11 protein-coding genes are annotated in these 14,520 nt (G+C 60.6%); 10 read left to right on the forward strand and 1 reads right to left on the reverse strand.

Going from position 1 to position 14,520, the window contains the following annotated elements; all coding sequences use genetic code 11:
- Positions 1-23: 23 nt before the first annotated feature.
- From HU724_RS02000 to HU724_RS02025, 6 genes are all read left to right on the forward strand, one after another.
- Complete coding sequence (locus HU724_RS02000; protein ID WP_186568505.1) at positions 24-956, forward strand: sigma 54-interacting transcriptional regulator; 933 nt, start codon at positions 24-26, stop codon at positions 954-956.
- Between the two features lie 167 nt (positions 957-1,123).
- Positions 1,124-1,921, forward strand: a complete 798-nt coding sequence (locus HU724_RS02005) for a MetQ/NlpA family ABC transporter substrate-binding protein (RefSeq protein ID WP_016772222.1) — start codon at positions 1,124-1,126, stop codon at positions 1,919-1,921.
- Between the two features lie 664 nt (positions 1,922-2,585).
- Entirely contained in the window at positions 2,586-3,251 is a 666-nt protein-coding gene (locus HU724_RS02010; RefSeq protein WP_186568507.1) for an amino acid ABC transporter permease, read from the forward strand.
- On the forward strand, positions 3,232-3,891 hold the full coding sequence (locus HU724_RS02015) for an amino acid ABC transporter permease (protein ID WP_186568509.1): 660 nt from the start codon (positions 3,232-3,234) through the stop codon (positions 3,889-3,891). Before HU724_RS02010 ends, HU724_RS02015 begins: the two co-directional genes overlap by 20 nt.
- Positions 3,888-4,667, forward strand: a complete 780-nt coding sequence (locus tag HU724_RS02020; protein WP_186568511.1) for an amino acid ABC transporter ATP-binding protein — start codon at positions 3,888-3,890, stop codon at positions 4,665-4,667. The genes HU724_RS02015 and HU724_RS02020 overlap by 4 nt, the downstream gene beginning before the upstream one ends.
- Positions 4,664-5,536, forward strand: coding sequence for a transporter substrate-binding domain-containing protein (locus tag HU724_RS02025; RefSeq protein WP_186568513.1), 873 nt, complete (start codon positions 4,664-4,666; stop codon positions 5,534-5,536). Before HU724_RS02020 ends, HU724_RS02025 begins: the two co-directional genes overlap by 4 nt.
- Before the next feature lie 111 nt (positions 5,537-5,647).
- Here the strand turns inward: HU724_RS02025 and HU724_RS02030 are convergent, their stop codons facing one another.
- Entirely contained in the window at positions 5,648-6,808 is a 1,161-nt protein-coding gene (locus tag HU724_RS02030) for an AAA family ATPase (protein ID WP_186568515.1), read from the reverse strand.
- A gap of 146 nt (positions 6,809-6,954) precedes the next feature.
- Here HU724_RS02030 and HU724_RS02035 point away from each other — a divergent pair, with 146 nt between their 5' ends.
- The 4 genes from HU724_RS02035 (at position 6,955) to HU724_RS02050 (ending at position 14,520) form a co-directional block, all read left to right on the forward strand.
- A complete protein-coding gene (locus tag HU724_RS02035) occupies positions 6,955-8,058 on the forward strand; it encodes an efflux RND transporter periplasmic adaptor subunit (RefSeq protein WP_133337506.1) in 1,104 nt (367 codons plus the stop codon).
- Positions 8,055-9,119 carry an efflux RND transporter periplasmic adaptor subunit gene (locus HU724_RS02040; RefSeq protein ID WP_130912088.1) on the forward strand — a complete coding sequence of 355 codons (1,065 nt, stop codon included), beginning with the start codon at positions 8,055-8,057 and terminating at the stop codon, positions 9,117-9,119. The genes HU724_RS02035 and HU724_RS02040 overlap by 4 nt, the downstream gene beginning before the upstream one ends.
- A complete protein-coding gene (locus HU724_RS02045) occupies positions 9,116-12,178 on the forward strand; it encodes an efflux RND transporter permease subunit (protein ID WP_186568517.1) in 3,063 nt (1,020 codons plus the stop codon). The genes HU724_RS02040 and HU724_RS02045 overlap by 4 nt, the downstream gene beginning before the upstream one ends.
- 89 nt (positions 12,179-12,267) lie before the next feature.
- Positions 12,268-14,520, forward strand: a complete 2,253-nt coding sequence (locus tag HU724_RS02050) for a glycoside hydrolase (protein WP_186568518.1) — start codon at positions 12,268-12,270, stop codon at positions 14,518-14,520.

Below are 14,520 nucleotides of genomic sequence, written 5' to 3' on the forward strand. Positions count from 1 at the left end.
GCGGTTTTGGGCGGGAGCCTGCCATGAGTCTCGAAACCTTCGGTCAGCCCTTGTTGACCTTTCCCGATGCGGAAAAAAGCCCCCTGAGCATTCGCGCCAAGGCGTTGGTGTTTGTCGACCCGCGTTCGCGGCAATTGCGCGAGGAGTTGGAGCAGTTGGCTCCACGTGCGATTTCAGTGTTGATTCGCGGTGAGACTGGCACCGGTAAAGAGCTGCTCGCCCGGCATATCCACCGCGCCAGTGATCGCAGCGGGCTTTTCGTTTCGGTGAACTGCGGCGCGATCAGCCCGACCTACGCCGACGCCGAACTGTTCGGCTACGCCGCTGGCAGTTACAGCGGTTCGGCCAGCAGCCGCGCCGGCTGGTTCGGCTCGGCCAACGGCGGCACCTTGTACCTGGATGAGATCGGCGATTTGCCGCTGCCGATTCAGGTCAAGTTGCTCGCGGCGCTGGAAAATCACGAAGTCACCCGCGTCGGTGCGCATCAGCCGAGCCCGGTGGATGTGCGCCTGGTCGCGGCGACCAGCATCGATCTGGCTCAGGCCGTGGATGCCGGCAAATTCCACGAGCGGCTCTATCACTACCTCAGCGAGGGTCATCTGGAGCTGCCGGCGTTGCGCGCACGTACCGGCGACATTCTCTCGCTGGCGGAATATTTCCTTGGCATCTACAGCCAGCGTCTCGACTTGCCCGTGCCGCTGATCAGCGAAGCCGCTCAGCATGTACTCGAACAACACAGCTGGCCGGGCAACACTCGCGAACTGGAAAACGTCATCCACTTTGCCCTGCTGGTCAGCACCGGCGACGAGATCCTGCCGGAACATCTGAACCTGCCTGACGCGTCTGCGCCGCAGGTTCAGATCGAACGTCTGGTCAGGCAGACCCATATAGGTGGTAGCAGTGCAGAGCGTAAGGCCTTGAAAGATTGGCTGATTCGCTTGAGCGAGGCGGTGTGAACATTTTCATCAACATGAACAAAATGGAATATGAAGCTGAATAAACGTTATTGTCGGGGAATAAAAAATCCGGGTATTGTCCGCCTCACGCCAGCGATATCACTTCACTGGCACACGTATTAAATGCCGTCGTCGATGACGACCGTGATTTTCGATAAGGACACTGCATGAAAAAGGTTCTGTTGTTTACCGCATTGGCGGCTGCGCTCACGGCTTCTTTCGCCAACGCTGGCGAGAAACTGGTGGTTGCCGCAACGCCGGTGCCACACGCTGAAATCCTTGAGCTGATCAAACCGACCCTGGCCAAAGAAGGCGTGGATCTGGAAATCAAGGTATTCACCGATTACGTGCAACCGAACGTACAGGTCGGCGAGAAGCGTCTGGACGCCAACTACTTTCAGACCCTGCCGTACCTGAACAGCTTCAACCAGGGTAAATACAAGGATGACAAATCCAAGTACCTGGTGACCGTGCAGGGCGTCCACGTTGAACCGTTCGGTGGCTACTCGAGCAAGTACAAGACTCTGGCTGAGCTGCCGGACGGCGCGACCATCGCCATCCCCAACGAAGGCAGCAACAGCGGCCGCGCCCTGATCCTGCTGCAGAAGGCCGGCCTGATCGAACTGAAAGATCCGAAAAACGCTCTGGCAACGCCGAAAGACATCGCCAAGAACCCGCATAACTTCAAGTTCAAGGAACTGGAATCGGCCCTGCTGCCGCGCGTGCTGAAGGAAGTTGATTTGGACATGATCAACACCAACTACGCGCTGGAAGCCAAGCTGAATCCGCAGAAAGACGCGCTGGTGATCGAAGGTGCTGACTCGCCGTACGTGAACTTCCTGGTTGCCCGTGAGGACAACAAGAACAGCGACGCGATCCAGAAACTGGCCAAGGCCCTGACCAGCCCGGAAGTCAAAGCCTTCATCGAGAAGAAGTACAGCGGCGCGGTGTTGCCGGCGTTCTGATCTGACTTGAGTGAATCTGCTTCAGATGCAAAAACGCCGATGGCCTTGATGGTCATCGGCGTTTTTGTGTGTGCGTTAAAAAGCCCCTCACCCTAACCCTCTCCCAGAGGGAGAGGGAACCGATACGGGGATATTCGAGAGATACGCCGACCTGAACGTATCGCTCTGAATCCAGCATCGCTGAAGCCCAGCCAAGCCATAATCGCCAAGATCTTCCAGGTCGATGTACAACGCGAGACACCTCGGTCGGCCCCCTCTCCCTCCGGGAGAGGGCTGGGGTGAGGGGCTTTTGATTTACGCTGTGGTCTTCAACGCCCGTCTCAACGCCACCAGCAATTTCACGATGTCCTGCGGATCCAGCCGCTGCGGCACTTTTACGTCCATGTTGTTCTTCCTTGTGGTGAATGGGCCGGAGAGTCTGGCCAAAAGCTGTGGTTCCTTGGAGGTCTTTCGTGGAAAAAAGATCCGTCCTACAGCGCAAAGAAAAATAGCCGTCTTATTCCTTCCCGGCAAATCCACAGGATAGTTTTTTGGGTGATATCAATATGCTTTAAAGGTATTTAAATTATGGTTTTTATACCTATAAAGTCAGTGCCTGCCGGGCGGCCATCCGCCGTCCATGGATTGCATCATCGCCGCTTACCAAGCAGCGTCAGGACGCTTCATGACTTTCGACTACGCCTTTATCCTCAGCACCTTGCCGGCTTTTCTCAAAGCCGTCGGCGTGACTCTGCAGGTCGGTTTGATTGTGATCGGCACTTCGCTGCTGGTGGCGCTGCTCAACGCGACGATTCTGGTGTTTCGCACGCCATACCTGCAAAAACTGGTCGGCCTCTACGTAGAGCTGGCGCGCAACACGCCGTTGCTGATTCAGCTGTTCTTCGTCTACTTCGCGTTGCCGGCGGTGGGGATCCAGGTTTCCGGTTTCACTGCGGCAATCATCACCATGACTTTCCTTGGCGGCGCCTATCTCACCGAAGTGCTGCGCGCCGGCGTCGATGCGGTGCCCCAGGCACAACTGGAATCCGGGCGGTCGATTGGCCTGTCCCACGGCCAGTTGCTGCGCTATGTGATCCTGCCGCAGGCGGGGATCCTCAGCCTGCCGTCACTGTTCGCCAATTTCATTTTCCTGCTCAAGGAAACCACCGTGGTTTCGGCCGTGGCGGTGCCGGAAATCCTCTACACCACCAAAAGCTACATCGCGCTCTATTACAAAACCTACGAAATGCTCGCCGTGCTGACGCTGATCTGCGTGCTGCTGTTCTTGCCGCTGTCGCTGTTGCTCAGCCGTCTGGAAAGGAGGCTCCAGCATGGCCAGTTCGGGTCTTGAGTTGCTGTGGATATCATTGCCGCAACTGGCAAAAGGCGCCGGGCAAACCCTGTCGATCTCGTTTCTGAGCATCGCCATCAGTACGATCGGCGGTGTGTTCTACGGTGTGTTGCGCACGTTGAACGTCACGTGGCTGAACGCGGTTTTGCGCGTCTATCTGGAGCTGTTCCGGGCGATTCCGGTGCTGGTCTGGTTGTACCTGCTGTTCTTCGGTCTGCCGATTTTCTTCGGCCTGAGCCTGCCGAGCTTCTGGTGCGCGGTGCTGGTGCTGTCGCTGTGGGGCGCCAGCGAAGTTGGCGAGGTGGCGCGCGGTGCGCTGCACTCGTTGCCGCGCGGACAGCGTGAAGCGGGGCTGTCGATCGGCCTCAATGCAGCTCAACTCTATGGCTACGTGCTGCTGCCGCAAGCGCTCAAGCGCATGACGCCGCCGACCATCAATGTCTATACGCGGATCATCAAGACCAGTTCCCTGGCGGTGCTGATTGGCGTGGTGGATGTGATCAAGGTCGGCCAGCAGATCATCGAGCGCACCTACGAATCAGTACTGATTTACGGTGCGCTGTTCCTGTTTTTCTTTTTCATCTGCTATCCGCTCTCGGCCGCTTCGCGCGTGCTGGAGCGACGCTGGACGCAAGCATGAGCGCACTGATCGAGTTTCACGGTTTCAACAAATTCTATGGCGCCCAGCAGGTGCTCAATGGCATCGACCTGCAAGTGCAGAGCGGCGAAGTGGTGGTCATTCTCGGACCCAGCGGTTGCGGCAAAAGCACCTTGCTGCGTTGCCTCAATGGACTGGAAGAGGCCCACAGCGGCAGCTTGAAGTTCATCGGGCGCGAGCTGTTGGACAATTCCATCGACTGGCGCGAAATCCGTCAGCAGATCGGCATGGTGTTCCAGAGTTATCACCTGTTCCCGCACATGAGCGTGCTCGACAATCTGCTGCTCGGCCCGCTCAAGGTGCAGAAGCGCCAGCGTCGCGAAGCGCAGCAGCAGGCCGAAGCCTTGCTTGAGCGTGTCGGCCTGCTGGACAAGCGCGATGCTTTCCCGCGTCAGCTCTCCGGCGGCCAGCAGCAACGCATCGCCATTGTCCGCTCGCTGTGCATGAACCCGCGGGTCATGCTCTTCGACGAAGTCACCGCCGCCCTCGATCCGGAAATGGTCAAGGAAGTACTTCAAGTCATTCAGGGCCTGGCCCGCGAAGGCATGACCCTGTTGATCGTCACCCACGAAATGGCCTTCGCCCGCGCGGTGGCCGACCGCATCGTGTTCATGGATGCCGGACGCATCCTCGAACAGTCCCCACCCGAGATTTTCTTTACGAACCCGCAAACCGCACGCGCGCAGCAGTTTCTGGAGAAGTTCTCCTTCGTTGCCACATCGCCAGAAACGAATCCGAAAAAGGAACTGGAACTATGAAAACTGCCGCTTTGTTATTGCCCCTGCTTAGCCTCGCCTTGCTTGCCGGTTGCAGTAAAACCGAAGAGCCACCAAAGCCGAAAGTCGCTAGCGAAAGCGCCGCACCCGCCGGTTATCTGGACAAGATCAAGGCCCGCGACAAACTGATCGTTGGTGTATTTACCGACAAGCCCCCGTTCGGTTTCGTCGATGAGGCCGGGCGCTACGTTGGCTTCGACACCGACATTGGCCGGCGCTTCGCCAAAGATCTGCTCGGCGATGAAAACAAGGTCGAGTTTGTTGCCGTCGAGCCGGCCAGTCGCATTCCGTTTTTGCAGAGCGACAAGGTCGACCTGATCCTCGCCAACATGACCGTCACGCCCGAGCGCAAGGAAGCGGTGGAATTCACCAACCCGAACCTCAAGGTCGCCGTGCAGGCGCTGGTGCCGCAGGGCAGTTCGGTGAAGAAACTCGATGATCTGGCGACGCGCACCACGATTGTCACCACCGGCACCACCGCGGATATCTGGCTGACCAAAAACCATCCGGACTGGAAACTGCTCAAGTTCGAAAAGAACTCCGAGTCGCTGCAAGCCTTGGCCAACGGTCGTGGCGATGCCTATGCGCAGGACAATCTGGTGCTGTTCAGCTGGGCCAAGCAGAACCCGGGGTATCGCGTGCTTGAAGAAAAGCTCGGAGCCGAGGCGCCGATTGCGCCGGCAGTGAAAAAGGGCAATATCGAGTTGCGTGATTGGGTCAACAGCGAATTGGCCAAATTGGGCGAGGAGAAGTACCTGCTCAAGCTGTATGACCAATATGTGCGCAAAGAACTGAGTGATGACACCCGGCCCGAGAGTGTGATTGTTGAAGGGGGCAAGTGGCAGGGCTAGTGCCTTGATTCAGCGGTGACGCTTGAATCGCTTTCGCGAGCAGGCTCGCTCCCACATTTGACCGCGTACGATTGTGGGAGCGGGCCTGCTTGCGAATTTTTCAGTCACCGCTCAATCCGGCCAATGCCACGCCGGCTCATCCAGCACCCGCTGCCCGACAATCCCGGTCTGCCCCAGCGTCTTCTCCAGCACGATGCAATTGCACTCCGGGTCTTCCTGCAACGCCGAGATCAGTCGCCGCGCGTGGGACACGACCCACACCTGACATTGCTCCGAAGCTCGAATGATCAGCCGCGCCAGCGCCGGCAGCAGGTCCGGGTGCAGGCTGGTTTCCGGTTCGTTGAGCACCATCAGCGTTGGCGGGCGCGGGGTCAGCAGGGCGGCGATCAGCAGCAGATAGCGCAAGGTGCCGTCGGAGAGTTCTGCCGCCGACAACGGCCGCAACAAGCCTTCCTGATAAAACTCGATGGCAAAGCGTCCACCGGCCAACGGCGCAATGTTCAGGCGCGCGCCGGGAAACGCATCGCTGATCGCCGCTGTTAACGCCTGCGGATCGCCGATCTCGATGATCGTCTGCAAGGCTGCCGCCAGATCGCGGCCATCGTGATGCAGCACGGGCGTGCGAGTGCCCAGTTGCGGCTGCCGCACCGGCGCGTCGGCATCGCTGCGAAAGTGATCATAAAAGCGCCAGCGCCGGATGAATTCGCGCATCTGGAACACTTCCGGCGAGCTGCGCAGATTGCCGACCTGATCGAACAGGCTGTCGAAGTTCGGCGTGTGTTGCGCCAGCACATCCCAGGCGCGACCTTCGCGGGCGCGGATCATCGGACCGTTGCGATCGACCAGCAGGCTCGCCGGGCGAAACACCGGGCCGGCCCAGATGCACTCACGCTTGATCTCCGGGTCGAGGGCAAAGCATGAAGTGCTTGGCTCCGGCAGGCCCAGGCCGATGGCGTAGCTGAAATCCTCGCCGGCGAATCCCAGTCGCAAGCGCTTGGCGCCGTGGCGCACCGTCGGCTCGATGGCCACTTCACCGTTGCGCATGCGTCGGCTGATGGTTTCCGGCCCGGCCCAGAACGTCGAATCCAGCCCGCCTTCGCGCGCCAGCGCATTGACCACGCCGCCCTGGGCGGTTTCCGCCAGCAGGCGCAAGGCGCGATAGAGGTTCGACTTGCCGCTGCCGTTGGGCCCGGTAATCAGGTTCAGGCGCCCGAGCGGAATCACCAGTTTGTTGATCGAGCGGTAATTGGCCACCGCCAGGGTGTTGAGCATGAAATCCTTCTCCGGGTCACTGCGATACTCGGGCAGCATACCTTTAATGAGATAAATCTGGTGTTGGCGTCCGCAACCGTGGAACCCTGTTCTAAGCTCTGAAGTCGTATCGTCTCGACAGCAGCATTTAAGGCCAAGGAGTGTGCATGGCAGGTCCCGGATTGAAAGTGCTGATGGCCGTGAGCGCCATGGCGTTGCTCACCGCATGCGGCGACAAGAAACCTGCTCAGGAATATCTGCCACGGGTCTTTGTGCAAGAGGTCGAACCGGCCAACTACGCCGCCGCGGTGACCCTCACCGGTGACGTGCAGGCGCGAGTGCAGACGCAGTTGTCATTCCGCGTCGGCGGCAAGATCATCCAGCGCATGGTCGATGTCGGCGACCGCGTCACGGCCAAGCAGGTGCTGGCCAAACTCGATCCGAAAGATCTGCAGACCAACGTCGATTCCGCTCAGGCCCAGGTCGTCGCCGAACAGGCCCGCGTGAAGCAAGCTGCAGCCGCTTTCGTGCGTCAGCAAAAACTCCTGCCCAAGGGCTACACCAGCCAGAGCGAATACGATTCGGCACAAGCCGCGCTGCGCAGCAGCCAGAGCGCATTGAGCGCGGCGCAGGCGCAGCTGGCCAACGCCAGGGACCAGCTCAGCTACACCGCGCTGATCGCCGATGCACCCGGGGTGATCACCGAGCGCCAGGCCGAAGTCGGCCAGGTAGTGCAGGCCACCGCGCCGATTTTCAGCCTCGCACGCGATGGCGACCGCGACGCGGTATTCAATGTCTACGAATCGCTGCTGGCCGAGCGTCCGTCCGATCGTTCGATCGTGGTCAGCCTGCTCGACAATCCCGAGATCAAAACCACCGGCACCGTGCGTGAGATCACGCCGTCGGTGTCGGCGCAATCGGGCACCGTGCAGGTCAAGGTCAGCCTCGACAAGCTGCCGCCAGGCATGCAGCTCGGTTCGGTGGTCAGTGCCACCGCCAAGGGCACCGGCAAATCGGCGGTGGAACTGCCCTGGTCGGCGCTGACAAAAAACATCAGCGACCCGGCGGTGTGGCTGGTCGATGACAAAGGCGAAGCGCAGTTGCACACGGTCACGGTCGGTCGCTACCTGACCGGCAAAGTGATCATCAGCGAAGGCCTCAAGGGCGGTGAGAAAGTCATTGTCGCCGGCGGCCAGTTGCTGCACCCCGGCATGAAAGTCGAGATTGCCGAAAACACCTACAAGGATCTGCAACCGGGAGCGCAGCCATGAAGCGCCTCGGCCTGTTGTGCATGGCGTTGCTGCTGGGCGCCTGCTCGGAAAAGGAAACCCCGCCGGAACCGGTACGTCCGGTGCTGTCGGTCACGGTCAAAGCCCTCAACGAAGAAAGCCTCGGACGCTTTGCCGGCAGCATTCAGGCGCGTTACGAGAGCAACACCGGTTTCCGCGTCGGTGGACGCATCGCCAGTCGCAACGTCGATGTCGGCGCCGAGGTGCAGAAGGGCACCTTGCTCGCCACTCTCGACCCATCCGACCAGCAGAACCAGTTACGTTCGGCTCAGGGCGATCTGGCGAGGATCCAGGCGCAGTTGATCAACGCCCAGGCCAACGCACGTCGTCAGCAAGCGCTGTTCGATCGAGGCGTCGGTGCGCAGGCGCAACTGGACGTCGCCAACACCGATCTGAAAACCACTCAGGCCTCGCTCGATCAGGCGCGCGCGGCGGTCAGCCAGAGCAAGGATCAGTTGAGCTACACCGAGCTGCGCTCCGATCACAAAGCTGTGGTCACCGCGTGGAACGCCGAAGCCGGGCAAGTGGTAACTGCCGGGCAACAAGTGGTGACGCTGGCGCAACCGGACATCAAGGAAGCGGTGATCGATCTGCCCGATACCCTGGTCGATCAGTTGCCCAGCGACGTGGTGTTCTCGGTGGCTGCGCAACTCGACCCGAGCATCAACACCACGGCGATCATCCGCGAGATCGAACCCCAGGCGCAAAGCGCCACGCGCACCCGCCGCGCGCGCCTGACCCTGTCGGATACACCGGACGGTTTCCGCCTCGGCACCGCGATCAGCGTGACCCTCAGCTCGGCGATCAAGCCGCGCATCGAACTGCCGCTGACTGCGTTGCAGGAAGTCGATGGCAAACCCCGGATCTGGGTGATCGACACGCAAAACAAAACCGTCAACCCGCGTGACGTCAGTGTGGTCAGCCGTGGCGACCACAGCGTGGTGCTGGCCGGCGGCGTGCAGAATGGCGAGCGCGTGGTCAGCGCCGGCGTCAACAGTCTCAAACCCGGACAATCGGTAAAACTTGACGAGGACAGTCAATGAAAGGCTCTTTCAACCTCTCCGAATGGGCCCTCAAGCACCAGTCTTTCGTGTGGTACCTGATGTTCGTCGGGCTGCTGATGGGGGTGTTCTCCTACTTCAATCTGGGGCGCGAAGAAGACCCGTCATTCACCATCAAGACCATGGTGATCCAGACCAAATGGCCGGGCGCGACCCAGGAAGAAACCCTCAAACAGGTCACCGACCGCATCGAGAAAAAGCTCGAAGAGCTCGATTCCCTCGACTACGTGAAAAGCTACACCCGCCCCGGCGAGTCGACGGTTTACGTGTACCTGCGCGACACCACCAGCGCTGAGGACATTCCGCAAATCTGGTACCAGGTGCGCAAGAAGATCGACGATATTCGCGGCCAGTTTCCCCAGGGCATTCAGGGGCCGGGGTTCAACGATGAGTTCGGTGACGTGTACGGCTCGGTCTACGCCTTCACCGCCGATGGCCTGACCATGCGCCAGTTGCGCGATTACGTGGAGCAGGCGCGCGCAGAAATCCGCAACGTGCCAGGGCTGGGCAAGATCGAAATGGTCGGCCAGCAGGACGAAACGATCTACCTGAACTTCTCCACGCGCAAACTCGCCGCACTGGGTATCGACCAGCGCCAAGTGGTGCAGAGCCTGCAATCGCAGAACGCAGTGACTCCGGCCGGGGTGATCGAGGCGGGGCCGGAGCGGATCTCCGTGCGCACCTCGGGCCAGTTCGAGTCGGAGAAGGATCTGGCCGAGGTCAATCTCAAACTCAACGATCGCTTCTATCGTCTGGCCGACATCGCCGAGATCAGCCGTGGCTACGTCGATCCGGCGACACCGGAATTCCGCTTCGACGGCAAACCGGCGATCGGCCTGGCGATTGCCATGCAGAAGGGCGGCAACGTTCAGGAATTCGGAAAGGCGCTGCACGAGCGCATCGACCAGCTCACCGCTGACTTGCCTGTCGGCGTCGGCGTGCACACCGTTTCCGATCAGGCGGTGGTGGTGGAAGAGGCCGTCGGCGGTTTCACCAGCGCGCTGTTCGAAGCGGTCATCATCGTGCTGGTGGTGAGTTTCATCAGCCTCGGCGTGCGCGCCGGTCTGGTGGTGGCCTGCTCGATTCCGCTGGTGCTGGCCATGGTCTTCGTGTTCATGGAATACAGCGGCATCACTATGCAGCGGATTTCCCTCGGCGCGCTGATCATTGCCCTCGGCCTGCTGGTGGACGACGCGATGATCACCGTGGAAATGATGGTTACGCGGCTGGAAATGGGCGAGAGCAAGGAGCAGGCGGCGACGTTCGCCTACACCTCGACCGCATTCCCGATGCTCACCGGTACGCTGGTGACTGTCGCCGGTTTCGTGCCCATTGGCCTCAACGCCAGTTCGGCGGGTGAATATACCTTCACACTGTTCGCGGTGATCGCCGTGGCGATGATCGTCTCGTGGGTGGTCGCGGTGTTCTTCGCACCAGTGATCGGCGTGCACATCCTCAGCGACAAGGTGAAGGCCCACGATGCCGAGCCGGGTCGCGTCGGTCGCGCCTTCAACGGTGGTCTGTTGTGGGCCATGCGCAATCGTTGGTGGGCGATCGGCGTCACCGTGCTGCTGTTCGTGCTGGCGGTATTCTGCATGCGTTTCGTGCAGAACCAGTTCTTCCCCGCTTCGGATCGCCCGGAAATTCTCGTCGACCTGAACCTGCCACAAAACGCCTCGATCGATGAAACCCGCAAAGCCGTGGACAAGCTCGAAGCGACGCTCAAGGGCGACCCGGACATCGTGCGCTGGAGCACTTACATCGGTCAGGGCGCGATCCGTTTCTACCTGCCGCTGGACCAGCAATTGCAGAACCCGTACTACGCGCAACTGGTGATCGTCAGCAAGGATTTCGAAGCCCGCGAGGCCCTGAGTCAGCGCTTGCGTGAGCGCCTGCACAAAGACTTCGTCGGCATCGGCAGCTACGTGCAGGCTCTGGAAATGGGCCCGCCGGTGGGGCGTCCGATTCAGTATCGAGTCAGCGGCAAAGATGTCGATCAGGTGCGCAAACACGCCATCGACCTGGCCACCGAACTGGACAAGAACCCGCACATCGGCGAGATCATTTACGACTGGAACGAGCCCGGCAAAGTCCTGCGCATCGACATCGCTCAGGACAAGGCGCGGCAGCTCGGGCTGTCGTCCGAAGACGTCGCCAACCTGATGAACAGCATCGTCAGCGGCTCGCCGTTGACCCAGGTCGATGACGATATCTACCTGATCAACGTGGTCGGTCGCGCGGTGGATTCCGAACGCGGCACCCCGGAAACCCTGCAGAACCTGCAGATCGTCACGCCGAGCGGCACCTCGATTCCGCTGCTGGCGTTCGCCACCGTGCGCTATGAACTGGAACAGCCGCTGGTGTGGCGTCGCGATCGCTTGCCGACCATCACCATCAAGGCCTCGGTGCGTGACGAGATTCAGCCGACCGATCTGGTGAAACTGCTCAAGCCGTCGATCGATGCTTTTGCCTCGAAACTGCCGGTCGGCTACAAAGTCGCTACCGGCGGTACGGTCGAGGAAAGCGGCAAGGCCCAGGGTCCGATTGCCAAGGTGCTGCCGCTGATGCTGTTCCTCATGGCGACGTTCCTGATGATCCAGTTGCACAGCGTGCAGAAGATGTTTCTGGTCGCCAGTGTCGCGCCGCTGGGCTTGATCGGTGTGGTCCTGGCGCTGGTGCCGACCGGCACGCCGATGGGCTTCGTGGCGATCCTCGGGATTCTCGCGTTGATCGGCATCATCATCCGCAACTCGGTGATTCTGGTGACGCAGATCGATGAGTTCGAGCAGAAAGGCTATGCGCCGTGGGACGCGGTGGTCGAAGCCACCGAACACCGGCGCCGGCCGATCCTGCTGACCGCAGCGGCAGCGAGCATGGGCATGATCCCGATCGCCCGCGAAGTGTTCTGGGGGCCGATGGCTTACGCAATGATTGGTGGCATCGTCGTGGCGACGCTGCTGACGCTGTTGTTTCTGCCGGCGCTGTATGTCGCCTGGTACAAGATTCGCGAGCCGCATAAGGATGAAAAGCCGGCGCAGTGAGCTAGCCCCTGCGATCTTTGGGAAAGGTCTGACTTACAGGGTGAGCTGACTGCGCTAACGTCCCTTCTTCATTCGAAGAGGGACGTGCCATGTCGACTGTTTCCGGCTGGTTACGCGGATGGTTGCTGCTCGCTGGCTTGAGCCTGTCGCCGGCAGTACTGGCCGAAGTGCTGCTGGAAAACCATCTTTGGCGGGTGCAGGTCGATCCTGCGACGCTGGCGGTGCGCGTTGAAGCTGCCGGCGCTGCGCCGGTGCAAGCCTCGGCCGGTGTGCTGCGGCACAAGGTCAGCGACATGGTCAGGCGCGGCAATCGCATCGAATGGCAATGGGACGACGGGCGCTGGTTGCTCAGTGTTGACCTGAATCAGCGTGACCTGACGTTTTCTGTTACGGCTAACTCGCCCTCGCAGATCGAGTTTATTCATCAGCCCGCCAGTGCAATGGGCCAGGCGCTGATCTGGCCGCTTGCCGAAGGGCGCTACGTGCCGCGCGGTGATCGGGTGTGGCAGAAGTTCCTGCTCGCGCAGGGCGCGCTCGATACCACCCAGGACTTGAGCCTGCCGCTTTGGGGCATGGAGTACGAGAAGTTCAGCCTGCACTGGTTGCTGACCAACCCTTACAACAATCAACTGCGCTTCAAGGCCAATGGCGATGCGCTGGGGCTGTCGGCCCGGCATCGATTCACATCGCTTGAACGCTCAAAACCGCTGACCTTCAGCCTGTTTCTCGGCGATGTCGATCCCTTGGCCGGGGCCAAGCGCTACAAGCAGTGGCTCATCGATAGCGATCAATTTGAAACCTTGGCGAACAAGCTGATCAAGACCCCGCAAGCCGCCAGGCTGATCGGTGCCGCGCATGTCTATCTGTGGAGCAACGACTTGCTCGGCCCTGACGATGTGCGCAACTGGCCGCTGCTGATTGCCCGGTTGCGCGGCTCGGGTGTGCTGGTCAGTGAGCTTCGGGCAGCGATGGATCCTGAAGCGCTACGGTTGCTCGCCAGCGAGACCGTACTCGATCGCTATCAACAGACTGTGATGCTGCGCAGTCTCAATCGCGCGCTGAACGTTCAGGCGCGCAAAACCTGGCAGGCGCATGCTGTGCCGGACATGCAGGCGCTGGTCAACGGGTACGCTGAGGTGCGCGAGCAGCTGGCCGTTGTTCTGAAGGGTACGCTGGCGCCTGAGCCTTCGCGCTGGGGATGGACCTTGTCGCGGCGAACCATTGAACGATTGCAGAGCGCAGGACTTTCGCGTTTATGGCTTGGGCTCGGCGAGGGCTGGGAGGGTGGACTCTGGCACCCGGAGGCGGTGCGCGCCGCCGTCTCTGCGGGGTATCTGATTGCCCCCTATGACTCCTACGAAACCGCGCTGCGCCGGGATGAAAACCCGGACTGGACCACTGCGCATCTAGGCGACCAGGCCAATACCGAGTGTGCGATCGTGGAGGAAAACGGTGCGCTGAAAAGCGGGTTTCAGCAGTCCGGTCACTATACCGATCCGCGATGTGTACGACCGTTGCTTGAGCGGCGCATCGATGCAATCCAGAAGGTTGCCGGCTTCAACAGCTGGTTTCTCGATGCCTATGCCGCTGGCATGCTCTTCGACAGTTACCGTCCCGGCGCGCTGATGACCCAGGCGCAGAATGCCGCGGGCAACGTCGCTGCATCGCGCTGGATCAACGAGGTGTTGCAGCTGCCGAGCGGCTCCGAGGATGGCAATTCCGCTACCGCTCAAGGGGTCTTGTTCGCACATGGCATGCAGACGCCAGTGATCGGCTGGGGTGATCGCGACATGCAGCAGCCGGGCACAGCGGACTTTTTCGTCGGCCAATGGTACCCACCGGAGCAGCCGGCGGTGTTCTTCAAACCGACCCGGTTGAAGGCTGACTACCGACGCGTTCATTTCGCCCCCGCCAGCCGTTTACCGCTGTATCAGGCGGTGTTCCACGGCTCTGTCATCACCAGTCATCACTGGTTGTTCGATAACCTGAAGTTGAGCGACGTGCGGGTGGAAAACGAGCTCACCCAGTTGCTCTACAACGTACCGCCGCTGTATCACCTGAGCGCGGCCAGCCTTGATCAGCGCTTGCCGTTGATCGTGCGTCAGGATCGATTCTTTCGTCCGCTGCACGAACGTCTGGCGACGCAAGCGCTGACCGCTTTTGACTGGTTGAGCGAGGATCGCCTGGTCCAGCAGACGACGTTTGCCGATGGCACGCGACTGCTGGCCAATTTCGACGCCGCTCCACGCAATTGGCAGGGCCGAACGTTACCGGGACACAGCATGACTGCACTGTTGGCGGACGGCACCGTCAGCCAGTATCAGGTACAAGCGGCGCCCTGA

It is taken from the genome of Pseudomonas iranensis (assembly GCF_014268585.2).
Lineage (GTDB): Bacteria > Pseudomonadota > Gammaproteobacteria > Pseudomonadales > Pseudomonadaceae > Aquipseudomonas > Aquipseudomonas iranensis.